Annotated in this window: 21 protein-coding genes and 1 tRNA gene; 8 read left to right on the top strand and 14 right to left on the bottom strand. The window is 57.4% G+C overall.

The annotated features are described in order from the left end of the window. Positions 1–2: 2 nt before the first annotated feature. On the bottom strand, positions 3–1,847 hold the full coding sequence (locus tag ACSSVV_RS16875) for a diguanylate cyclase domain-containing protein (protein WP_454106609.1): 1,845 nt from the start codon (positions 1,845–1,847) through the stop codon (positions 3–5). 160 nt (positions 1,848–2,007) lie between these two features. On the opposite strand from ACSSVV_RS16875, the gene ACSSVV_RS16870 reads away from it, so the two are divergent. Then, positions 2,008–3,051, top strand: coding sequence for a hypothetical protein (locus tag ACSSVV_RS16870; protein WP_454106608.1), 1,044 nt, complete (start codon positions 2,008–2,010; stop codon positions 3,049–3,051). Here the strand turns inward: ACSSVV_RS16870 and ACSSVV_RS16865 are convergent. Together ACSSVV_RS16865 and ACSSVV_RS16860 are read right to left on the bottom strand one after the other, a co-directional pair. Beyond that, positions 3,044–3,577 (bottom strand): hypothetical protein, encoded by a 534-nt coding sequence (locus ACSSVV_RS16865; RefSeq protein ID WP_454106607.1) that lies wholly within the window; start codon positions 3,575–3,577, stop codon positions 3,044–3,046. The genes ACSSVV_RS16870 and ACSSVV_RS16865 overlap by 8 nt on opposite strands. Before the next feature lie 144 nt (positions 3,578–3,721). Then, positions 3,722–4,396 carry a spermidine synthase gene (locus tag ACSSVV_RS16860; RefSeq protein ID WP_022992884.1) on the bottom strand — a complete coding sequence of 225 codons (675 nt, stop codon included), beginning with the start codon at positions 4,394–4,396 and terminating at the stop codon, positions 3,722–3,724. 131 nt (positions 4,397–4,527) lie between these two features. Here ACSSVV_RS16860 and ACSSVV_RS16855 point away from each other — a divergent pair, with 131 nt between their 5' ends. The 3 genes from ACSSVV_RS16855 to ACSSVV_RS16845 all read left to right on the top strand — a co-directional run bounded on the left by ACSSVV_RS16855 (position 4,528) and on the right by ACSSVV_RS16845 (position 7,097). Then, a complete protein-coding gene (locus ACSSVV_RS16855) occupies positions 4,528–5,316 on the top strand; it encodes an SDR family oxidoreductase (RefSeq protein WP_052000825.1) in 789 nt (262 codons plus the stop codon). 68 nt (positions 5,317–5,384) lie between these two features. Then, entirely contained in the window at positions 5,385–6,503 is a 1,119-nt protein-coding gene (ald, locus tag ACSSVV_RS16850; protein WP_022992886.1) for an alanine dehydrogenase, read from the top strand. Positions 6,504–6,524: 21 nt separating this feature from the next. Further along, on the top strand, positions 6,525–7,097 hold the full coding sequence (locus tag ACSSVV_RS16845) for a glutathione S-transferase family protein (protein ID WP_022992887.1): 573 nt from the start codon (positions 6,525–6,527) through the stop codon (positions 7,095–7,097). Between the two features lie 8 nt (positions 7,098–7,105). On the opposite strand, the gene ACSSVV_RS16840 is transcribed toward ACSSVV_RS16845, so the two are convergent. Then, positions 7,106–7,182 (bottom strand) — tRNA-Arg (locus ACSSVV_RS16840). A gap of 193 nt (positions 7,183–7,375) precedes the next feature. On the opposite strand from ACSSVV_RS16840, the gene ACSSVV_RS16835 reads away from it, so the two are divergent. Then, positions 7,376–7,948: a hypothetical protein gene (locus ACSSVV_RS16835; protein ID WP_011785969.1), complete on the top strand. Its 573-nt coding sequence runs from the start codon at positions 7,376–7,378 to the stop codon at positions 7,946–7,948. A gap of 69 nt (positions 7,949–8,017) precedes the next feature. Here the strand turns inward: ACSSVV_RS16835 and ACSSVV_RS16830 are convergent, their stop codons facing one another. After that, a complete protein-coding gene (locus ACSSVV_RS16830) occupies positions 8,018–10,861 on the bottom strand; it encodes an insulinase family protein (RefSeq protein WP_454106606.1) in 2,844 nt (947 codons plus the stop codon). 42 nt (positions 10,862–10,903) lie between these two features. Next, positions 10,904–11,203: a hypothetical protein gene (locus ACSSVV_RS16825; RefSeq protein ID WP_011785967.1), complete on the bottom strand. Its 300-nt coding sequence runs from the start codon at positions 11,201–11,203 to the stop codon at positions 10,904–10,906. A 376-nt stretch (positions 11,204–11,579) separates the two neighbouring features. Between ACSSVV_RS16825 and ACSSVV_RS16820 the strand changes: the two genes are divergently transcribed. Continuing rightward, positions 11,580–13,565 (top strand): SDR family oxidoreductase, encoded by a 1,986-nt coding sequence (locus tag ACSSVV_RS16820; RefSeq protein WP_014421967.1) that lies wholly within the window; start codon positions 11,580–11,582, stop codon positions 13,563–13,565. 60 nt (positions 13,566–13,625) lie between these two features. Here ACSSVV_RS16820 and rnt read toward each other — a convergent pair whose 3' ends face one another. After that, positions 13,626–14,291 carry a ribonuclease T gene (gene rnt, locus ACSSVV_RS16815; RefSeq protein ID WP_454106605.1) on the bottom strand — a complete coding sequence of 222 codons (666 nt, stop codon included), beginning with the start codon at positions 14,289–14,291 and terminating at the stop codon, positions 13,626–13,628. 37 nt (positions 14,292–14,328) lie between these two features. Then, the gene (pyrC, locus tag ACSSVV_RS16810; RefSeq protein ID WP_454106604.1) at positions 14,329–15,360 is read right to left on the bottom strand and encodes a dihydroorotase; all 1,032 of its coding nucleotides are present in this window, start codon (positions 15,358–15,360) and stop codon (positions 14,329–14,331) included. A 158-nt stretch (positions 15,361–15,518) separates the two neighbouring features. On the opposite strand from pyrC, the gene ACSSVV_RS16805 reads away from it, so the two are divergent. Then, a complete protein-coding gene (locus tag ACSSVV_RS16805; protein ID WP_011785963.1) occupies positions 15,519–16,448 on the top strand; it encodes a flagellar protein MotY in 930 nt (309 codons plus the stop codon). 22 nt (positions 16,449–16,470) lie between these two features. On the opposite strand, the gene ACSSVV_RS16800 is transcribed toward ACSSVV_RS16805, so the two are convergent. Then, the gene (locus ACSSVV_RS16800; protein ID WP_022992893.1) at positions 16,471–17,397 is read right to left on the bottom strand and encodes a histone deacetylase family protein; all 927 of its coding nucleotides are present in this window, start codon (positions 17,395–17,397) and stop codon (positions 16,471–16,473) included. 203 nt (positions 17,398–17,600) lie between these two features. Here ACSSVV_RS16800 and ACSSVV_RS16795 point away from each other — a divergent pair, with 203 nt between their 5' ends. Then, positions 17,601–20,348 carry a bifunctional acetate--CoA ligase family protein/GNAT family N-acetyltransferase gene (locus tag ACSSVV_RS16795; protein ID WP_014421963.1) on the top strand — a complete coding sequence of 916 codons (2,748 nt, stop codon included), beginning with the start codon at positions 17,601–17,603 and terminating at the stop codon, positions 20,346–20,348. Positions 20,349–20,360: 12 nt separating this feature from the next. Here the strand turns inward: ACSSVV_RS16795 and rdgC are convergent, their stop codons facing one another. From rdgC to ACSSVV_RS16770, 5 genes are all read right to left on the bottom strand, one after another. After that, positions 20,361–21,287 carry a recombination-associated protein RdgC gene (gene rdgC, locus ACSSVV_RS16790; protein ID WP_022992894.1) on the bottom strand — a complete coding sequence of 309 codons (927 nt, stop codon included), beginning with the start codon at positions 21,285–21,287 and terminating at the stop codon, positions 20,361–20,363. Positions 21,288–21,386: 99 nt separating this feature from the next. Then, positions 21,387–21,587 (bottom strand): DUF2788 domain-containing protein, encoded by a 201-nt coding sequence (locus tag ACSSVV_RS16785; protein WP_011785959.1) that lies wholly within the window; start codon positions 21,585–21,587, stop codon positions 21,387–21,389. A gap of 60 nt (positions 21,588–21,647) precedes the next feature. After that, entirely contained in the window at positions 21,648–22,418 is a 771-nt protein-coding gene (gene yaaA, locus ACSSVV_RS16780; protein ID WP_022992895.1) for a peroxide stress protein YaaA, read from the bottom strand. Positions 22,419–22,430: 12 nt separating this feature from the next. Next, on the bottom strand, positions 22,431–22,664 hold the full coding sequence (locus ACSSVV_RS16775) for a glutaredoxin family protein (RefSeq protein WP_011785957.1): 234 nt from the start codon (positions 22,662–22,664) through the stop codon (positions 22,431–22,433). Beyond that, entirely contained in the window at positions 22,664–23,416 is a 753-nt protein-coding gene (locus ACSSVV_RS16770) for a YciK family oxidoreductase (RefSeq protein ID WP_023008813.1), read from the bottom strand. Before ACSSVV_RS16770 ends, ACSSVV_RS16775 begins: the two co-directional genes overlap by 1 nt. Positions 23,417–23,427 lie beyond the last annotated feature (11 nt).

Genomic DNA, 23,427 nt, shown 5'->3' with positions numbered 1-23,427 from the left:
GGTCAGGCAAACGCCAGGTTGTTCCTGCCGCTGGTTTTCACGGAATACATGGCCTTGTCGGCGGTGGCCAGTAGAAGCTCAGCGGTCTGGCCGTTGTCCGGGTACAAGGCGATACCCACCGAGGCACCAATGTGCACAGTCTGGCCCTGAATGTGAAACGGCTCATTCAGCACCTGGATCATTTTGCGAGCAATGGGTTGGGCATCGGCATCGTTGGTCAATGGCCCGGTTATGATCACGAACTCATCCCCACCCCGGCGCCCCACCACATCATTGGCCCGAATACTGTGCTTGAGCCTTCTCGCGACATTCCGTAGCAGCTCATCGCCAGCCTGGTGGCCCATGGTGTCGTTTACCGGTTTGAATTTGTCCAGATCCAGGAACATCAGGGCGAAGTGATGATGCTGGCGCCGTGCCTGCTCGATGGCTTGTTCCAGGTGGGTTTCCAGGGCCGTGCGATTTGGCAGGCCAGTGAGTTTGTCGAAATGTGCCAGCCGGAACATCTGCTTTTCTGCCTGTACCCGTGCGGTAATATCGCTGAAGGTCAGGATCAGTTGCTGGATTTGTCCCCGGGCATTGCGTACCGGCGAAACCGTCAGCAGGTTGGGGAACGGATCATTATCGGGCCCGGTCAGCCAGACCTCGCCTTGCCAGGCATTTTCTGCGACAAGATGCCGGTGGATTTCTTCCCGGTCTATCTCCTTGCATCTGTCACTGTCGATAAATGCCATCAGGTTTGTATTGCGAAGTGTCTTCGTTGTTGCGCCGGTAATCTCGTTGAAGGCCGGGTTAGCACGAATAACCTGTAAACCGGTGTCACAAATCACGATGGCTTCGTGGGTGTGGTTAAAGACCTGCTGGGCCAGCCGAAGCTCATCGGTAGACCGGGCAATCTGGGAGGCCTGGTTGACCAGTGCATGCACAATCGGCATCAGTGAACGCCAGGCCATTGTGCCGGCAAGGGCGGAGAGCATGAGTATCAGCACAACGCTGATAACAATGTCTTCGATCACTTTACCGAACACACTGGAAGTCCTGGCATTCATATGGATTTCCCAGCCATATCCTTCCACTAGTCTTATGAATGCCAGCACACGGGTGCCGTCTGGAAGCGAAGCCCGGAAAAAGTCGAGGTCTGGTTTGTAATCGATACCTTCCTGTTCGGCCAGGCAACCATTGGGTGTTGTCAATTGAAACTGATGACTGCCCTCGGTCCAGATCAGTCGCCGCGTTCTCTCGACATCAAGCAGGCACAGACTGGAGTCCGCATCCACGCGAAAGATGGGAATCAGTGAGGAGAGTTCGAACAGCAGAAGATCATAGCCTACGATCTGTTCATCCACGCGTATCGCAGCGATGACGTGCAGTAACGGCCTCGCTTCGTTATTTACCCCTACCGGGTAGGACTGGATATCAAGCCCGGAGGGCATAGGCAGGTCAGCGGGAAGTTGATCGTCCAGAGGCCCGACGCGCACAACTTCGGCGCCACTGGCATCAAACCGGACGATGGCGGCAAGGTTGTCGATGTTTTTTGCGGCATCGTCAAGCCTGGGGCGAGAAAAGGTCCGCAAGTCAGCGAGTGCCAGGTTTCCCCTGTTGTATTCGACCATAACCCGCGCCAGTTCAGAGCGGCTGGCGGTTTGTCGGGCCAGATCCTGATGCTGATCGAAAACCGCCCGAACGTTCTCGGCCTTGGCATCGGCCACCTGGCTCGCCGCGTCTGCGGCCTGGGTATGGATCTGATTGATCAGGGGCGTGGAGACCACCACGGCAATACTGATTCCCGTGAGGACAACCGCAACAATGGCGGTGGTGATGATGCGCCGTTTCTGCTCGAAGATATCCATAGGTGCCGTCGGACGAAAGCGAGGTTATAAGGGTATGGTATCCGTTTTTTGCAATGGGTATACCCATCTAGAGTTGTTTTCTGTAACCGATGTTGACATGTGTCAGCCTTCATGTCGGAGCTTTTCCATGTAGACTGAGGTTTTGCTGCAGGAGTACTGAATGACAGAGTCCGCACTGTTCCGTTCCCGGCCCAGACGGCGAATATTGTGGCTGGCGCTCTTCGCGTTGGTTGTGGCAGTTCTGGTGTCAGTACGCTTGCAACCGCAACCGGTTGAAGAACGGCTGGTGCGCCTGCATGCACAGAACGTATTCGGTACAGAATCACCGCTGCTGGACGAAGCCTTGGCTCTGCAGGCGCTCCTGCTGGATTACCGGGACGACCGCCTGCTGTTGCTGAAAGCTCAGGCCGCGTTGCAGGTATACCCCGAGTGGACCAGGTTTGTAATGGATCTGTTTGGTGAAGAACCGGAATTTCGGCAGGCCCTGCGAGCCCATGGCGAGTATCTGATTCCCCCGGTGATGCATTTTTATCAGAACCCGGTTGGATCGATTGAAATGGTGAACCGGGTGGCAGGCACCGGGCAAGCCCTGACTCCGGAGCAGCGAGCCTGGTACGCCGTCAACTTCGCCAATAAAGAAGGGCAGGATTTCACCGGCCAGTTCGTGGTGGGGGCCGATGGCAATAACATAGAGTGGATCTGGACGGAGCGGATTACAGAGGGCGTTACTCAGTTCTTCACCAGTGGCATCCGGACACTGGAATCCCGGTACCGTACCGATCAGCCGATCCGCATGGAAGATGTCGGCTGGGCCGCCGTAGACGCGCTGATTATTGGCAGCGCGGTGAAATTCCTGAAAGCGGGTCGGGCAGCGGCCAGTACCGCAAGAGCCTCCAGTGTCACCGCCCGCTCAGCTGCCTATTCTTTCCGATTGGCCCGGGCCGGGCGCATGGCTTCGGTGATGGTTAGCAACGCAAAGTGGCCGGCCATAGCTGCGCTGGCTTACGTGGTTGTCAAACACCCCGCCTTACTGAACGACGTATTCGCCGGCGCTGCCCGGGCACTGGGTGTGCCGGCCTGGATGGTGCAGATACCAGGATGGTTCCTGGTACTCCTGCCTCTGTTGTTGCTGGTCCGCTGGCTACTGGCCACCGTGGCCTGGTTGCTACCAACGACGTGGCTCCGGGATAGAAGGCTCAGATAGTGCGCACTAACTGGACGTTCCGGTTTTTCAGAACGGTGGTGGCCTCCTTGAGTTGCTCAGAACTGCAGGCATGCACGGTCAGTACATACTTACCCTCCCGCAGAGCTGACTGCGCTTTGGCAACATAGGGTGTGTGATCAGGCCGGAGCGTAACGCCTCCAGCCACCAACAGTCCAAGTATCAGGCCGAGCGCCGCAAGAACGGCTGCGGCAACCACGCCATTCTGGGCAATAAACCCCACGCCGATAGCGCTCAGTATCAGGAACACAATAAAGCCTGCGACTGCACCGCCGATACCGAGCCAGAGATGCGAACGCACCAGCGTTTGCCATATGCCCTGATTCTCTGGCTCCAGCTCTTCACCCGAGTGTTGGTCCTGGGGGCTTACAACAATGACTTGCTCGTGATCCAGACTGGTTTCCTGCGACAGCACCCTTGCAACGCCGTTGGCATCGGTTTCTGTCTCGAATATTGCGGCTACTTTATGGGCTTCCTGTTCACCGGTAATACTCACTGAGGGTTTCATGGAAAGACCTCCTGAGTGTTTCGCCGAGGACCAGATCCTCGTCAAAACATAGCGGCTTCATCAGTAACCCTAGTACACCTGAACCTGTATTTCGAATGACCGTATGGCAACAAACCGATCGGGAATCGCCCGCCATCCCCTAAATTACCACGCCAGCCAGATTGTGTGACGGGCGCCTTTACCCGGACGCAGGGCTCTCACAACAACGGGTTCCACCGAAAAGCCAGCGCGCCGCAAGCGTTCGGTAAAGGCCTGTTCCGGACCGGCCGACCAGTAGGCGAGAATGCCGTCGTTGCTCAGGGATTTCTGGGCGGCGGCGATGCCTTCCGGAGAGTAGATCCAGTTGTTTTCTTTACGGGTAAGACCTTCCGGACCGTTATCCACATCCAGCAAGATGGCGTCCCAGTTGCCATCGCCCTGCCGCAAAAGTTCTGCCACATCGCCAATGTGAACGGCGGCTCGGGGATCGTCCAGAGGGTAGCTGGCGGCTGCGCCCAATGGTCCGCGATTCCAGGTTTCTACCTCGGGAACCAGCTCTGCCACCGTCACCTGAGCCTGATCGCCTGTAGCCGAAAGCGCTGCCGCCAGGGTAAAGCCCATACCCAGCCCGCCAATCAGGATCCGTGGCGCGGGCAGATGGCTCAGGCGTTCACAGGCGAGGGTGGCGAGTGCATCCTCCGAACCATGTAAGCGGCTGTTCATCAGTTCACCCGGGGCGCCTGCAATCTTGATGGAAAACTCGTCATTACGTTGCAGCAGTCGCAAGCAGGTGCCGTTGCCGGGGATGGTTGCGGTGCCAATTTCGTTAAAGCGGGCCATGGTTGGTTTCCGGTAGTGTGGGCAGGCGGGCATTCTAACCTGTTGATACAGCCTTCGGCGAAAACCGTATCAATCAGTTGCTGCTAAACTGCAGCAATCAATCCGTCCGGCGCAAAGCCCGCCGAATAGTAATGACGGAACCGAAACCGTTGGAGGCAGACTTGGAACGAATGCAAAAGGTAGTCCTGGTGACAGGAGGCGCGAAGGGAATTGGCCGAGGCATAGTGCTGCACCTGGCGGCGGCGGGCTGGAAAGTGGCATTCTGTGATACTGACCAAGCCGTAGGTGAACAGTTGGTTGCCAACGCAGAGGGTGAAGTCGTGTTTCTGGCAGGCGACGTTGCCAGCGAAGCGGATGTTGAGAATATCATTTCCCAAACGGTGCACTGGGGTGGTGGCCTGAATGCCGTTATTAACAACGCTGGCATTGCGGACCCTCATACCGGCCCGATAGAACAACTGGGCCTTGAACAGTGGCAGCGTCGAATGGATGTCAATCTGACCGGGCCGTTTCTGGTGAGCAAACATGCGATACCGCATCTCCGAAAGGCGAGGGGCGTGATTGTGAATATGGCCTCCACACGGGCCCTGCAATCAGAGCCGGATACTGAAGCCTACGCCGCCACCAAGGGCGGCCTTGTGGCACTGACCCATGCGTTGGCCATTAGCCTGGGACCAGAAATACGGGTGAACTGTATCAGCCCGGGCTGGATAGATACCCGCGACTGGCAGGGAAGCGAGCAGGCTGTCGAGCCTCTGTCAGAAGCGGATCACCAGCAGCATCCGGCCGGCCGCGTTGGCAGGCCCGAAGACATCGCTACACTGGTGGCTTACCTGATTTCCTCCGAGGCTGGCTTCGTCACCGGGCAGAATTTTGTGGTGGACGGAGGCATGACGCGCAAGATGATTTATCAGGAGTGAGTGCTGACCGATAGCCTTGACTACACTGCAACAGAGGTCCATTTGGGCCGGCCGTAAGGAGGTAGCGCATGAAGATTGGTGTACCGAAGGAGATCAAGAACCGCGAATATCGGGTTGGTTTGACGCCAGCGGCGGTTCATGAATTGTGTGGCCATAAACACAAGGTTTTGGTCGAAACTGGTGCAGGTGTCGCCATCGGCTTTTCCGATGAGGATTATCGGCAGGCAGGGGCACACATTGTGGAAAGCCCCAGGGAAGTTTTCGAGCTGGCCGAGCTTATCGTGAAGGTCAAGGAGCCCCAGTCTGAAGAGCGGGCGATGCTGAAGCCGGAGCACACCCTTTTCACCTATCTGCATCTGGCGCCGGACAAACCGCAGACTGACGACCTGGTGCGCTCTGGGGCCACTTGTATCGCGTACGAAACCGTGACTGACCGTACCGGCCATTTGCCCTTGTTGGCACCCATGTCGGAAGTGGCCGGACGAATGGCCATTCAGGCGGGGGCTCACTGCCTGGAAAAGGCCATGGGAGGTCGCGGCGTCTTATTGGGAGGTGTGCCCGGTGTCCCACCGGCGCGAGTAACGGTGGTTGGCGGGGGCGTGGTTGGTCAGAATGCCATTGCCATGGCCATCGGTATGGGGGCCCAGGTGACAGTACTGGATCGCAATATGGACGTGCTCAGGGAACTCGATCATCGATATGGGAATCGTCTGACCACCTTGTTCTCAACTACTCAGACGCTTGACCAGGCGGTCACTGAATCCGATCTGGTTATTGGCAGCGTGCTTATTCCGGGTGCATCGGCTCCGAAACTCATTACCCGGGATATGATTCGCCGGATGCCCGAGGGCAGCGTGATTGTTGATGTGGCCATTGATCAGGGAGGTTGTGCTGAAACCTCGCGGGCAACCACGCACGATGATCCCACCTTCATTGTTGATGGCGTTGTGCATTACTGTGTTGCCAACATGCCCGGCGCCGTCGCGCGCACATCCACGCTGGCCTTGAACAACGTGACCTTGCCTTATGTTGTTGCGCTGGCCAACAAGGGGGCTGACCGGGCAATGAAGGAAGACCCGCACCTGAAGGCCGGTCTCAATGTCGCTGCGGGGAAAGTCACCTATCGGGAAGTCGCAGACGCTACCGGGCACCCCTATACAGACCCTGAATCCTTACTGGGGTCCTGACCCTGGCTCCCTGGAGGTATCATGAAACTGATTGGATCTACCACGTCGCCCTACGTACGCCGCATTCGGCTCCTGCTGAGCGATGAACCGTACGAGTTCATCAATCTCGATATTTATGGTGAAGGCCGTGATGAGCTGCGGCGTACTAATCCCACCCTGAAAATCCCGGTACTGATTGATGGCGATCAGGAGCTCTATGACTCACGGGTTATCGCCCGTTATCTTGGTCAGAAGCTTGGGCTTGACGCCCTCACCTGGGACCAGGAGAACCAGTTAACGCTGATTGATGGCGCCAACGATTCTGCGGTAACTATGCTGCTTTCTGAGAGGTCCGGAATCGATACCAGCCAGGATGCGATGTTCTACAACCTTCAGCGCGAACGCATCATGACAACGTTGCGAACCCTGGCAGCTATGGTGGAAGCGGGGCAGTTTGAACAGTGGAACTATCCCGCCATCTGTCTCTATTGTCTGGTGGACTGGCTGGATTTCCGTGACCTGGTGGACTTTTCCGAAGTGGATAGTCTGGTGGCATTTCGCGACGGGCACCGAGGTCAGCCCGGGGTAGGGGAAACGGATCCGCGGGCAGCCTGAAAATAGAATGGTACCCCCGGCAGGACTCGAACCTGCTACCTTCCCCTTAGGAGGGGGACGCTCTATCCAGATGAGCTACGGGGGCTTCGTAAAGGAGGCGGTATGATAACGGCCTGAGGCAGCGGGCTCAAGGGCGTCATTTTTCATTTGTTCACACTGTCTTGCCGTTTCCGGGTAGATCACGTGGGTAGTCGCTGACTATCATAGGCTCGGCCTGTTTTCAGGCAGGGGATGGCGCGGAGCCGTCGGATCAAGTACCGGATAAAAAGGAAATCTGCATGAAGTTCTATAAGTTGCTTGCGCTGTTGCTGGTCGTGTCTTTCTCCCAGGCCAGTCTGGCTCAGAGTTTTGGTGGCTTTGACTCCTACGGCGAGGGCACGAAATCCCTGCTGACTACCGTTGTGAAACAGCTGGGTGTCAGTGATCCCGACAACAGTGTGAAGGTCAAGGTATTTGACACCATTGACGTTGCTCTGGAAGGCAACTGGTACTCCTACTGGGTTGGCATGAACGACCTGGCCAGCTCTAAATACCAGGATGGCGCCGAGAAAGGCTTTGTGCAGGTGATGTTGCCCACCAACGACTCGGGCATCTGGATTTTGACGTTCAACAAGGCAAAGGATATTCCCCAGATTATTGTCTCCATGGCCCAGATTCGTCATGGCAGCCAGGACGGAGCCTTGTCTGTGTATAACGAGAAGAAAAACGACACCGAGAACTACGAAGTAAAGAATGAAAGCGACAAGTTTGCTTTTATTCAGGAGAAGGGCAAGGTGGCATTCAGCATTCTGAATGTGGGGACCGGCACTGGGTCTGTGGTGTATTTCAATCAGTTTGCGGTGGATCTGTAACCGGCTTTGTTAACCCGACAACCTGCCCGGCAGGCGAATGATCGCCGGGCAGGTTCGTAGTATCTCTCGTCAATCCTTCGGTACAGGGCCCAGGTCCCGCAGGATCTGAAGGATCGCCTCATCATTCACGGCATCGCCTCCGGTGGTGACCAGCAGAGCACGTTGTCGTTCAAGCATGGCCTGTTCGAAGGTCTCTTTCAGTTCCTCCAGCGATACGTTCCGAATAGCGTCGGCCAGGGCTTGTCGGCTGTTAAACTCGGCATTTTCCCGGTCGATCTCCCGCCAGTATCGGCTGGAGACTTCGCTCAGTTGCCGGTCACGCTCCAGCAGTTGGCTGATCACCGCCTGTTTTTCCCGCTTAAGCCGGGTGTCATCCATCTCCGCCAGTTGTTGCGCAAAGATTTGGCTGAATTCCTTGACGGCCGAGTCGATGGCAGATGCATCAGCGGATGGGGATTGCACAACCAGCCCGAGCGCGGGCGTTTCCAGAATCTCGAACGCGGTCGCGTAGACGATGTATCCGAGCTGGCGCGTGGTCCGGATTTCCTCATAGAACGGGCTACTGATGATTTGTGCCAGCAACCGATACCGGGCTCGCTCCGCGTAGGAAGTGTTGTTGCCCTGCAGGTATAAGGTGTAACCAGTATCGGGGTGCTCAACCGCCAGATGCGCGGCGGTCTGGCCCGACGGCAGCTGGCGAATTCGCGCCCGATCCACGTTGGTACGCTGGTGATCGTTCAGCACCAGAGCCTGTACCTGTCTGGCCATATTCAGGGCACTGGCCTGTGTCAGGTTGCCATGGGCGAGCATGACGGGATCAGTGCGGGCGAGGAAACTGCCGGCAAACCCCCTCAGCTCATTCAGTGTGACGTCGCGCGCAGCGGCCAGGCGCTCCTCCACGGGAAACGTGCCTTCCAGCAAGGCGGTTTGGACAAATTCCGAAGTCTGCTGCACCGGCCGTTCTTTGCTCTTGTTTTCCAGAGCATCCATCAGGTTCTGTCGCGCGATCCTGAATCGCTGTTCGGTAAGGGCGGGATTGGCGAACTCCAGCAGTATCTGGTTAGCCAGCTTGTGCAGCTTGTCGCTGTAACCGCCGACACGGATGGTAACACCACGAAGATGGGGGTAGACGCTGTAGTCCAGCCCGGCCAGCCGGGCAGAATAGGCCCAGGCGTTGAGGTTGGTGTTAATGGCGTCCACCAGCAGTTGTGTGAGCACTGAACTCCGGGCGGATTCCCGCGCTGCCGGCGTTCTCAGGCTGACAAACAGATTGGCTTTCGGAGTGGCGAAACGGGTATCCCGGGCGTACCAGATATCCAGTCCGTCCAGTTCGGCAATTTTCTCCGGGTGAGCCATGCTATCCCCCCCCACCAGTTCGAGATCTTCTGGAACAAAGGGGTTGGATTCGGGCAGGGCAAGCTGTTCAGCCAGGCTGGGAGCTGCCGGATTATCGAGGTTCAGGGGTGTCCTGACCCAGGGCGTCTGATACCACCGCGTGAGGTTCGGCTCGCTCGCGTCCAGGTTGGGCGCAGCAATCCAGACTTTAAGGTTGGCTGGTTTCAGCTGATTGAGGATCGCCCTGTATTGCTCTGGGGCATACCGCTCAAGCAGCCAGGGGGCGCTTAGAACATCTTCAGGCGGATAGTCCTTGAGGAGTCTGGACAGTCGCATGGCCTCGCTTTGCGCTTCAGCGCGTTCCCGGAAACGGAAATCAATCATGGCCAGCTGTCGCATCTCGTTGAAGCGTTGCTGGCTGATGCCGTTGTCACGAATACGATCTATATATTCAAAGGTGAGGGCAATGATCTCATCCTGGTGTTCCAGGCCTTCCCGGGTGAGCGACATGCTGATGTCGAGAGTGGCGTGTTCGCCGGTGTCCATCCCTGTGCCTGCGGAAAGGCTTTCTACCATGCCTGCGCGTTTCAGAACGTCAAACAGGCTGCCGGGGCCTTCGTGGCCCAGCAGGTTGGCAACGTAGGCTGCGGGTTTGCTTTTATAGTAACGCTGCTGAGAGGGGATCGGGAAAGACAGCGTCATGCTGCGATTGTCTTTCAGCGTCTCGGCTGTCACTTTCTCTGGCAACCGGGAGGTGTCGTACAGCGGGTGAGGGTGAACCTTGGGTTCAAGGTTACGGTTGGCGATGGCGCCAAAGCGCTCCTGCACCATGCGTTCCAGCTCATCCAGCGGCTGTGGGCCGTAGACTGCCAGGGTCATGATGTTCGCCGAATAGTTTTCTTCCCAGAAACGAATCAGGTCAGGCCGAAGCGGGTTGCCTTCGGTATTTTCCAGGGTCTCCAGGTTGCCGACCGCAAACTGGCTGAAGGCATGCTTCTGATTGCCCGCCGCCTTCCTGACAGAAAGCAGGCGCCGGCCGTCATCTTTAAGCTTGGAACTGTACTCGGAGTGGACGGCATTGCGCTCACGATCCACCAGTTCCGGCGTGAACAGCGGATGAGAAAACTGTTGGGCGAACCGGTCCAGTGCCGGCTCCAGAAACTCTGCTTCGACATCAAAGAAATAGTTGGTGTCCTCAAACGCTGTGAACGCGTTATGACTGCCGCCGTGGCTGCGAATAAATTGCTGGTATTCGCCTGCCTCCGGGTACTTCTCGGTGCCCAAAAACAGCATGTGCTCGAGAAAGTGCGCCAGGCCAGCCCGCTCTTTCGGGTCGTTTCCGCTGCCCACAGCAACGTTCATGGAGGCGGCGGCTTTGTCTGTTTCCGGGTCCGAAGCGAGGATCACCCGCAAGCCATTGTCGAGTTCGATGAACCGATACTGGTTCGGATCATTGGGACTTTGGGTAGGTGACACACTGGCTGTCGCCAGTGGAGCCAGTAACACGGTGACGACCAGCAACAGCCTCTGCAGCAGAGCGTAGCGAGATCGAACAGGTAACGGATGTTTCGAAGTCATGGGGCCTCGGGTTCCGGAATGGCGTTCAGGTCGGAAAAGGGATCAGTGCATCTGGTTGTTTTTGGCGCTGTCAGGCTTCTGTTCTATGGTTTGGCGCGCGAGTTTGGCCGCCTGGTCAGCGTCGAGTTCACCAGAGGCGATCCGCTCCAGCACCGTCGCCATGATCGCAACGGACTGTCGATAATCGGCAAACTCGGCCTGAAACGCCTTGTCGATGGCCTGGTATACGGCCTGGATCTTGTCTTCCCGGGAACCACTGTCGGCGGCGGTGTCGTTGATGGCCTTCAGGCAGGCACGGGCGATGGCAATATAGCGTTCGGTGTTCGGATTGTTTTTCGGCATGGCAGTTTCTTTTAAACCTTGATGTATGGCTCGGTTAGTGACGCCGGATGGCGCTGGAAGTTCCCGATTATGTCATTGGTAAGAACCTCTTGCATTGCCTGGTCGTAATTAAATGACCCAATGCGGTGGTCGCGGTTTCTTGTGCTAATCTCAATCACATTGTGTCGATAAACCGGACAGGGAGTGAGGTGGAGTTGGCTGCTTTTAGAGTAATGACTCTAACAAAAACAATGGGTTACAGAGTAAAAACTCTAAAAAAGTTCGATACATGAGGGTTGCAATTAAGTAGAATTGCCGACCGATAGAATCAGCTACGACTTTAGTCGTATCTGTGTCGGTTAAAGACAAAAAACACAACAGGCAGAATGGAGTACCTATGAATTATTTCCTGACAGGCGGCACCGGTTTTATCGGTCGTTTTCTGGTTGAGAAACTCTTGGCGCGCGGCGGCACCGTGTATGTTCTGGTTCGCGAGCAGTCCCAGGACAAGCTGGAGCGGCTCCGGGAGCGCTGGGGTGCAGACGACAAGCAAGTGAAGGCTGTGATCGGCGACCTCACCAGCAAAAACCTTGGTATTGACGCGAAAACGCTGAAATCACTGAAAGGAAATATTGACCACGTATTCCATCTTGCCGCGGTCTACGACATGGGCGCAGACGAAGAAGCCCAGGCGGCCACCAATATCGAAGGCACCAGGGCGGCTGTTCAGGCTGCAGAAGCCATGGGCGCCAAGCATTTCCATCATGTGTCATCCATCGCGGCAGCGGGTCTGTTCAAGGGTATCTTCCGGGAGGATATGTTCGAAGAAGCCGAGAAGCTTGATCATCCTTACCTGCGCACCAAGCACGAATCCGAAAAAGTTGTGCGTGAAGAATGCAAGGTTCCGTTCCGCATCTACCGCCCTGGCATGGTCATTGGCCATTCGGAAACCGGCGAAATGGACAAGGTTGACGGGCCCTATTACTTCTTCAAGATGATTCAGAAGATCCGTCATGCGTTGCCCCAGTGGGTACCCACCATCGGTATTGAAGGTGGCCGGCTGAACATTGTGCCGGTGGATTTCGTCGTCGATGCACTGGATCACATTGCCCATCTGGAAGGCGAAGATGGCAACTGTTTCCATCTGGTGGACTCCGATCCGTACAAGGTGGGTGAGATCCTCAATATCTTCTGCGAGGCCGGCCATGCCCCCCGCATGGGTATGCGCATCGATTCCCGGATGTTCGGTTTTATTCCGCCGTTTATTCGCCAGAGCATCAAGAATCTGCCTCCGGTCAAGCGCATTACTGGTGCGCTTCTGGATGACATGGGCATTCCGCCCTCGGTGATGTCTTTCATTAATTATCCGACCCGTTTTGATACCCGGGAGCTGGAGCGGGTACTGAAGGGTACAGACATTGAGGTGCCGCGACTGCCGTCCTATGCCCCGGTGATCTGGGACTACTGGGAGAGAAATCTGGACCCGGATCTGTTCAAGGACCGCACCCTCAAGGGCACGGTTGAAGGTAAGGTTTGCGTGGTCACCGGCGCGACCTCGGGTATTGGCCTGGCAACGGCAGAGAAACTGGCAGAGGCCGGTGCCATTCTGGTCATTGGTGCCCGCACCAAGGAAACTCTGGATGAAGTGGCGGCCAGTCTGGAGGCCAAAGGTGGCAACGTGCATGCTTACCAGTGCGACTTTTCGGACATGGACGACTGCGACCGCTTTGTGAAGACGGTGCTCGATAATCACGGCCACGTGGATGTACTGGTGAATAACGCGGGTCGCTCCATCCGCCGCTCCCTGGCGTTGTCTTTTGACCGCTTCCACGATTTTGAGCGGACCATGCAGCTGAACTACTTTGGCTCCGTTCGGCTGATCATGGGCTTTGCGCCAGCCATGCTGGAGCGTCGCCGCGGGCACGTGGTGAATATTTCTTCCATCGGGGTACTTACCAACGCTCCGCGTTTCTCGGCCTATGTCGCCTCGAAATCCGCACTGGACGCGTTCAGCCGCTGTGCCGCTGCGGAATGGTCGGATCGCAACGTGACCTTCACCACCATCAACATGCCGTTGGTGAAAACGCCGATGATCGCGCCCACCAAGATCTACGATTCCGTGCCGACGCTGACACCGGATGAAGCCGCGCAGATGGTGGCGGATGCGATTGTGTACCGGCCCAAGCGCATTGCCACCCGTCTTGGCGTGTTCGCACAGGTTCTGCATGCGCTGGCACCGAAGATGGGTGAGATCATTATGAACACTGGCTACCGGATGTTCCCGGATTCTCCAGCAGCCGCTGGCAGCAAGTCCGGCGAAAAGCCGAAAGTCTCTACCGAGCAGGTAGCCTTTGCGGCGATTATGCGGGGGATATACTGGTAATCGTCGTTATAAGCCAAAAAAACCCGCCTCGGCGGGTTTTTTCGTTTCAGGTTGGAGATTTCATTCCTGGGGTTCTTCTGCAATTTCGATTGGCGGCGGCGGAAACCCGCCCAGTTCACGCCAGCGATTGACGATGCCGCAGAACAGGTCTGCTGTCTTTTCCGCGTCGTAGGCGGCCGAGTGGGCTTCCTTGTTGCTGAAGGGAATGCCCGCCAGTTTACAGGCCTGGGCCAGCACGGTGTGGCCGTAGGCGAGGCCCGCCAGGGTAGCGGTATCAAACGTCGAGAATGGATGGAACGGGTTGCGTTTGATATCGGCTCGCAGCGCTGCCGCGAAAACGAAATTATGGTCAAACGTGGCATTGTGGCCCACCAGTACCGCTCGCTTGCAGTCGTGTTCTTTTACCGCCTTGCGGATGGGAGAAAAAATCTCGCTCAGACCTTCCCGTTCTGGTACCGCCTCCCGCTCCGGGTTCCAGGGATCGATGCCGGTGAAATCCAGGGCCGACTGCTCCAGATTGGCGCCTTCGAACGGGTCGATTTGCTGCACGTGAGTTTCGCCCCGGCGCAGCCAGCCATCCTCATCCATGGTCAGCATTACGGCGGCGATTTCCAGCAGAGCATCACGTTCCGGGTTGAAGCCGGCGGTTTCCACATCGATCACCACCGGCAGAAAGCCGCGAAAGCGCTGGGACATGGGGTGGGGCTGTTTGTTTTCGTCTGACACTCGAACTCCGATGTTCGTGGTAGTGAATGAATAGGGTTTACGCCAGGCGCCAGTTAACGGTTTCGCCGGCCTTCAACGGAACAATGCCGCCGCCGGCCAGAGGCAGGATCTCCGGCATGGTCCAGGGTTCCCGCACCAGCGTCACGGTGTCGGTGTTCCGGGGCAGGCCATAGAAATCGGCGCCGTTGAAGCTGGCAAAGGCTTCCAGCTTGTCCAGAATGCCCAGTTCCTCGAAGATATCGGCATACAGGCCGATGGCGCCGTAGGCGGAGTAACAGCCAGCACAGCCGCAGGCGGCTTCCTTCTTGTCTTTCGCGTGTGGGGCAGAATCCGTGCCCAGGAAGAAGCGGGGATCGCCGCTGGCCACGACCTCTCTTAGCGCTTCCTGATGCTTGTTGCGCTTGAGGATGGGCAGGCAGTAAAGGTGTGGGCGAATACCGCCGACCAGCATGTGATTGCGGTTATACATCAGATGCTGCGGTGTGAGAGTTGCCCCTAGGTTATTGCCCTGATGGTTACGGACAAACTCGGCCGAATCGGCAGTGGTGATATGCTCAAGAACCACCCGGAGCGACGGGAACGCAGTCAGCGTGGGCGCCAGAACCCGCTCCAGAAACACCTTTTCCCGATCGAAAATATCGATGTCGCTGTCGGTCACCTCGCCGTGTACCAGCAACAGCATGCCGCAATCCGCCATCGCCTCCAGCACCGGGTAGATATTGCGAATGTCCGTTACGCCGGAGGCAGAGTTGGTGGTGGCGCCAGCCGGGTACAGTTTCGCTGCCACTACGCCGGCGGCTTTGGCTTCACGAATGGTCTCGGCGGTGGTGCTCTCGGTCAGATACAGGGTCATCAGGGGCTGGAAGTCCGTTCCCCGGGCCGCGGCCAGAATGCGATCCCTGTACGCCATGGCTGCGCTGGCATCGGTTACCGGCGGCACCAGGTTAGGCATGATGATAGCGCGGCCGAAGCAGGCGGCGGTGGCGGGCACCACATCGTTCAGAATGTCGCCGTCGCGCACGTGCAGGTGCCAGTCGTCCGGGCGTGTGATGGTTATCTGTCGGGTCATGAGAAGGTATCCGAAAGCGAGCGCAAAATTTCGCGGATTATATCAGAAGCGAAAAGCAGATGTTTTTAACCTGATCGTAAGTTATCCGGCTCAAGTTCCCGGTCGGGTCGCCGTTAACCGGTTAGTTCACTGGTTTAAAGGCTCCACGGGGCATTCCTATGGTTTCACCCAATTGGTTCTTCAGGCAGAGCAGATTGCTGAAATTGCTGGCGACGGCAGGGTTGATGTCATTGCCCTCTGCGCCTGTGCTGTCATCCAGTTATGGTGCCGGTATTGAAAACAGCCAGTGGTATCTCTCCGAGTCGGTCTTTGAGTGTTCCCTTGTCCATGAGGTTCCTGGCTTTGGCCGCGCCGTGCTCAGGCACCGGGCAGGGGAAGACCTGCGTTTCTATCTCGAATCGGATCTGAGTGTGATGCGCCCCGGCCAGGGCCAGTTAGTGGTTGAAGCGCCGCCCTGGCGGCCAGGAGTTCCACCGAGCCCCATTGGTGCTGTGCAGGTAACGGATAGTCCGCGCTCGGTGAACCTGGGGAATCGGGAAGCGGTGTTGATTGCCCAGGGGTTGTCCCGAGGTATGCAGCCGACAGTAACCCGAGCCGCGGTATACAGCGGCCAGCCCGTGCGGGTGCAGTTGTCGAATGTGAATTTTTCCGGCCCGTACGCCGGCTATCGTGAATGCGTTGCCAGTCTGCTGCCGGTTAACTTCGACCAGGTTCGGCGCAGCCGGGTTCCGTTTGCCAGCGGGAGTACCAGCCTGTCACAGGCAGACATGAACTTGCTCGACAATATTGTGACCTACGTGATGGCCGACAGCACGGTAGAAAGAATCTTCGTGGACGGCCATTCCGACAGTATTGGTAGCCGGATTGATAACCGCGCGCTGTCGGAGGAAAGAGCCAACGTGGTGGCCGAGTATCTCAAATCCAGGGGAATCGATGAGACTATGCTGACGGTCCGGGCCCACGGTGATCAGTATCCGGTTTCCCGCCGGCCGGCTGATAACCGCCGCACCACCATTCGTTTGCAACGCCAGGGTGAGCGCCCGGAACTGCTGCAGGCTAACGGTATGGGGAGCGAGTTTTCGGGATAGCCGGAACACGCCATCCCGAGTTTCAATATACTGCGTTCAGGACTTCCAGGTGCGCGGCCACACCCTCTGCCAGGGCTTTCAGGTGATACCCGCCTTCCAGCGTGGAGATGATGCGATCGTTGGAGTGGTCATGGGCGACACTCACCAGCATTTCCGTTAACCATCGATAATCCTCGGTTTCCAGATTCAGCTCCGCCATGGGGTCCAGCCGATGCCCGTCAAAGCCTGCCGAGATCAACACCAGTTGCGGACGAAAATCCTGCAGTTTCTTGAGCCAGGCGGCTTCAACCGTCTTGCGGTACTCAGCCGCTGAGCAGTCGGCTGCAATCGGCGCATTGACAATATTGTCGGCCTGCCGGTGCACATGGGAATGCGGATAAAACGGATGCTGAAAGCTGGAACACATCAGTATGCGTTCATCACCACTGACAATATCTACCGTGCCGTTACCCTGATGCACATCGAAATCGACAATGGCCACCCGCTCAAGGTGATGGAAGGTGAGCGCCCGCATCGCCGCCAGGGCGATATTGTTATAGAAACAGAACCCCATCGACTTGGCACGTTCGGCGTGGTGTCCCGGTGGCCGGGCGCAGACAAAAGCGTTGGTTACCTGGCTGCTCATCACCATATCGACAGCCTGCACATTGCCCCCCGCGGCCAGCTTCGCCGCTCTCAGGGTGTCCGGCATCATCGCGGTGTCCGGGTCGGTGAACACCCGGCCCCGGGTTGGCTGCATCAGGTCCAGCTGGTGCAGATAGCTTTCCGGATGCACGGTCAGCAGTTGGTCCCGGGTGATTTCTTCCGGACGAACCCAGTCCAGTTCCTGTTGTAGGTTGGTATCCGCGAGGTAGGCGAGAATGCTTGAAAGACGCTCAGGGCTTTCCGGGTGCTCCGGGCCCATGTTGTGTTTCTTGCAGTCGTCGTGGGAAAAAAATGCCGTGGTCATGGGTAATGCCTGAACCTGAGTATGCTTATTATCGCTTTCATGTTATCAGGGATAACCGAAGCCTGTCGTATTTCTTTGGTCTAATAACTCGTTAGTCGATTTACATCATGAAATCGCCACCTAAGATAAGGTATACACTGATAAGCAAGCCGTTTTATTGAAGTTTGTACATTCCTGTCGCGCACACCACTGGGAGAGCCGCGTTGAGTACCCGCTATCTGGAAAGCCTGTTCAATCCTGAATCCATTGCCGTTATTGGCGCCTCGGAACGCGCTGACAACCTCGGGGGTATGGTGTTGCGGAACCTGCTGGGCGGCGGCTATCCGGGCCGGCTCGTGGTGGTCAACCAGAGCGACTACGAAAACGTGCACGGGGTGCCCTGTGTGCGCAAAGTGTCCAAACTGGATTTCAGTCCGGACCTGGCGATCATCTGTACCCCGCCGGACACGGTGCCGAAAATGATCCGCAAGCTGGGTGAATGTGGCGTGCGTACCGCCATTGTAATGACCGGGGGCATGTCCCGGACTCACAGTAAAACCGGCCAGCCATTGATGTATTCAGTACGCGATGCCGCCCGGGAGACCGGCATCCGCGTACTGGGCCCCAACACTATCGGTTTGATGGTGCCGGCGCGGCATCTGAACGCCACCTATGCCCATATGGGGGCCATTCCCGGCCGGGTGGCCTTCGTGGGGCAGTCCGGCACCATTGCCAGTTCGGTGCTGGACTGGGCCTTTGCCAGGGGGGTGGGATTCTCCTACTTCCTGACCCTGGGTGATGGTATGGACATCGATCACGACGACCTGATCGATTATCTGGCCCAGGACACCCAGACCCGAGCCATTCTGCTGCACATTGAAAACATCCCCAACCCCAGGCGCTTCATGTCGGCAGTCCGGGTGGCCTCCCGGACCAAGCCCGTGATTGCGGTGAAATCCGGACGGGTGCCCGAATCCGAGTGGTTTACCCATGCCTTGCCCGCTGGTATCAAACGCAGTGACCCGGTCTACGATGCCATGCTTCAGCGCGCCGGTGTGTTGAGGGTGGACGGGCTTGGCCAGATGTTTGATGCCCTGGAAACCCTGACCCGGATGCGCCCGCTGCGTCGGGAATCCCTGGCCATCATGGCCAACGGCGTGGGCCCCGGCGTATTGGCGGTGGATCGGCTGGCGGATCTCGGCGGTGAACTGGCGGAGCTGTCGGAAGATACGGTCAGGGAGCTGGGAGAACTGCTGCCGCCGTACTGGACCCGCAAGAACCCCATTGACCTTAACTATGATGCCACGCCCGAGCTATATGGCAAGGCTATCAAGATTCTGGCGAAGGACCCTAACGTGGCTAACGTACTGGTGATGTACGCACCCACACTGATCGAAGACAGCCTGCAGATTGCCGATTCCGTGGTGCAGGCGTCCAAGGGCACCCGCTTGAACATCTTTACCTGCTGGTTGGGGCAGAGCACGGTGATGGATTCCCGGGAAGAGTTTTACCGGGCGGGGTTGCCATCGTTCTTTAACCCGGAAAAAGCGGTGATGGCGTTCATGCAGCATGTTCGGCATCAGCGCATTCAGCGGCTGCTGACCGAGACGCCCGAATCGTTTACAGACCACTTCGCCGACCGGGCCAACACCCGCAAACTGGTCGCCAGGGCCTTGCGGGATGGCCGGCGGCATCTGTCCAACCGGGAAGCCCGGCGGGTGATTTGCGACTATGGCATCAATACCATTGAAACCGTCTACTGTGATGACGTGGAAGAGGTGCTGGAGGTCTTCGCAGTCGAGCGCCGCCCCATTGATGTAACTGTTATCCACGAAGATGTGTGTTATCCGTTCCTGGATCTGAGCCCGACCCAGCGCCGCTATAAGGGCACGGTCAAAAAGCTCAACAGCGAACAGGTGATCATCGACAGCTGCCGCTTCCTGATGGACGAATATCGGGAGCATTTCCCGAAAAGCGGGTTCCTGGGTTTTGCCGTCCAGCGTTCCTACCAGCATGTTGGCGGCATCGAGTTCAGTGTGGGGATCACTCGTGATGAGGTGTTCGGGCCGCTGGTGGTTTGCGGGGCAGCCGGTGCCCAGATCAATATCATGACCGATCGCCAGATTGCGTTGCCGCCCCTGAACATGGTGCTGGCCCGCGAGCTGCTGCGGCGTACTTACATGTACAAACTGCTTAAAGAACACAGCCTGAAGCCGGAAGAGGATATCCGGGCGGTGTCCGAAACCCTGGTGACGCTGTCACAGATTGTGATCGATATACCAGAGATCAAGGGCCTGGAAATCTCGCCATTGCTATTCAATGAGCAGGGCGCCGTTGCTGTAAACATCGCTATTGACCTGGATGAACATCCGATCAAGCCCATTATCCAGCCCTACCCGCGAGAGCTGGAGGAGTGGCTGGTATTGCCCAAATCCGGTCGCCGCGTGATTATTCGCCCGGTGCTGGCGGAGGATGAGCCTGCTCATCGGCTGTTTCACGAGCATCAGTCTCCGGAATCCATCCGTTACCGATTCTTCCAGTACCGCAAGCATTTTTCCCGGGAAGACGTGGCCCAGATGGTGCAAATCGACTATGACCGGGAAATGGTGTTCATCGCCAATGCGCCCCGTGAAGATGGTGAAGGCGAGGAGACCCTGGGTACGGTGCGTACCTGGACCGATGCCGACAATCTGCGTTGCGAGTTCGCCGTCATGGTAGATGACCGGATGAAAGGCGAAGGCCTGGGCGTGGCCCTTATGCAGAAGATGATTGATTATTGCCGTGCCCGGGGCACCATGGAAATGATCGGCAATGTGTTGCCGGACAACCGGCCGATGTTGCAGCTGGCCGAGCATCTGGGGTTTGAAATCAAATACAACCCGGAGGAAGAAGTGATGGATCTGCGACTGGTACTGAACGAGCCGCAGAAAGACTGGCAGAAGGAACGGCTGGGCAAAGGGGGGCATCTGTAGCCCCCCGTTCCTTTACTCCTCGACGATGGCGGAGCGATCTTCTCCGCCCAGGGCTTCCAGCAGCCCGGGAATCAGCCGTGACAGCTCCAGAGTCATGATGGTGAAAGCTGCATCAAACTTGGCCAGGGCGTCGTCGACATCGACGTCGTCCAATTGCTCTTGCAGGGTTTCACCGAATTTCAGCCGGCGTATGCCCAGCTCTTCGTCCAGTACGAACGAGACATTGTCGTCCCAGGTCAGGGCCAGCTTGGTCACCTGCATGCCAGCTTCCAGGTGGTTGCGGATCTCGTCGGCTTTGAGATCAAGACCTTTACAGCGTACCACGCCGCCATCTTCTGACGGGTCTTTCAGTTCGCATTCGCTGCCCAGGGTAATGTTGGCAGGGTGATCAATGCTTTCGTTCAGCCAGCCGGTGAAGGTGAAGGCGGGGGATTGCTCAACCGCCGGCGGTCGCACAGGCAGTGATCCCAGGCTCTTGCGCAGGGTCGAGGCTAGATCTTCGGCCTGTTTCGCAGAGCCGGCATCAACCACCAGCACGCCGTCCTGAGGGGCCAGGTAAGCAAAGCAACGGCGGTTGCGGGAAAATGCCTGTGGCAGCATTTCCAGCATCACCTGTTCTTTCAGTTCGTCTTTTTCCTTCCGGCGCACCTTTCGGCCCTGCTCCAGCTCAATGGCTTCGGCACGCTCTTCCACAGCCTCCTTCACCACCGGCCCGGGCAGGATCTTCTCTTCCTTTCTCAGGGCAATCAGGTGATAACCGTTGGCGCTGTGCACCAGTTGGTCGCCGTGTTTACCCAGGGGCGGAACCCAGCCCTGGCGGTTGGTTTCCTGAGGGCCGCAGGGTTTGAACGCGTCCGCCTGGAGTTTCTCTTCCAGCGCTTCTGCGGAAATATCGAAAGGTTTGGTGAAACGGAAAACACGGGCATTACGAAACCACATGGGTCTGAATCCTTGCGTCAGGTCGGAGCTTGTCGAATCGAAAAAGGGGGAGGGATGATACGGCTACCAGGCGGTAGCCGTAAAGTGACGGCAGGCCGGTCAGATCTGCATAACCTCCACCAACACGGTTTTCACGATAAAGCCGACAACGCCGGCGCCAAGTACGGTAAACAGCGCGATAGTGCCAAATTTGCCGGCCTGGGATTTCTTGGCCAGATCCCAAACAATGAAGCCCATCCAGGCAATAAGGCCGGTCAGAAACACCAGCATGGCGATCTGGGAAAATACTGCTTCGTTCATTGCTACTCCGATATCAACAGATGTCTGAAGGTGTTAAACACAGGTCGGAAAACCGCCTGACTACTGCTCGTCCCGCAGGAAAACCCAGTTGTTGTTATCGGATTGGTCTTCGCTGAAATAGTACCCCTCCAGGTTGAAGCCTTTGAGATCATCAGCCTGGGTAATTCGATTCTGGATGGCGTAACGGCACATCAGCCCCCGGGCTTTCTTGGCGTAGAAGCTGATCATCTTGTACTGGCCGTTTTTCCAGTCCTTGAACTGGGGGGTAACGAGGCGGGCGTCCAGGTGTTTTTTCTGCACGCTCTTGAAGTATTCGTTGGAGGCCAGATTCACCAGCACCTTGTCGTCGCTGGCCAGTAGCTGGTTCAGGGCATCGGTAATCTTGCTGCCCCAGAACGCGTACAGGTCTTTGCCCCGGGTATTTTCAAACCGGGTGCCCATTTCCAGTCGGTAGGGCTGCATCAGGTCCAGCGGTTTCAGCAGTCCGTAGAGGCCGGAGAGAATCCGCAGGTGTTTCTGGGCAAAACTGAAATCCTCACTACTGAAACTCTCGGCATCCAGACCGGTATAGACGTCGCCCTTGAACGCCAGAACGGCCTGCCGGGCATTATCCGGCGTAAACGGTGTGCGCCAGCTCTGGAAGCGCTCGGCGTTCAGTTGCCCGAGTTTGTCGCTGATGCTCATCAGGTTGCTGACCTGATGTGGTTCCAGCTCCTTGAGCTGGTCAATCAGTTCACAGGCATCGTCCAGGAAGTCCGGTTGGGTATGGGTTTCCGTTGCCAGGGGGCTCTCATAATCCAGAGTCTTGGCAGGGGAGATGATCATCAGCATGTCAGAGGATCCTCATTGCAGAAACGTGAGTAACTGGTCCCTGGTGAACGGCCAGTCCAGCTCCGCCCCGGTGTCGTTGCGGCGCAGCACCGGGATGCGGGTGCCGTAGCGCTCCACCAGGGCTTCGGACTGGGCAATGTCCACCACATCCACCGGAATGGGCTCGGGCATCGGGGTGCTGACCAGCAGCGCCTCTGCCAGTTCGCACAAATGGCACTGGGTTGTGGTGTAAAAAAGCAGTTCCATTATTTTTTCGGCTGCGCGTCAATTTGCTGGCCATGAACGCCTTTGCTGTCCCGGCCCATCAGATACAGGTAAACGGGCATCAGCTGCTCCGGGTCCGGGTTTTTCTTCGGATCTTCCGCCGGGTAGGCCAGCACCCGCATGCCTGTGCGAGTCGCGCCCGGGTTCAGGCTGTTTACCCGGATATTGTGGCGCTCGTCGTCCAGTTCGTCGGCGAGTAACTGGGCCAGGCCCTCAACGGCAAACTTGGAGACGGCGTAGGCGCCCCAGTATGCCCGTGCCTGCCGGCCAACGCCGGAAGAGGTAAAGATCATGGAGGCGTCATCGGATTTGCGCAGCAGCGGAATCATCGCCCGGCTCAGCAGGAATGGCGCAGTGGCATTCACGTGCATGACCTTGTTCCAGGTTTCCGGATCGTACAGCTCAACCGGGCTGCGAGCACCCAGAATGCCGGCATTGTGCAGGAGGCCATCCAGGCGACCGAAATTGTCTTCCAGGGTCATGGCCAGCTCTTCATAATCCTTGACCGCCGCCCCTTCAAAGTTCATAGGCACGATGGCAGGTTTGGGGTGGCCAGCGGCTTCAATCTCGTCGTAGACTTCCTCCAGCCGCGAGACCGTGCGCCCAACCAGGATGACGGTGGCGCCATGGGCAGCATAGGCTTTGGCGGCAGCGCGTCCGATACCACTGCCGGCACCGGTTACCATGACAATGCGGTCTTTCAGAAGATCGGCGGGTGCCTGGTAATCTTGCATAACCTGTCTCC

The sequence above is a fragment of the Marinobacter sp. MBR-105 genome (genome assembly GCF_053628895.1).
The sequence above is the reverse complement of the archived record's forward strand: the minus strand, read 5'-3'. Positions and strand labels throughout refer to the sequence as shown.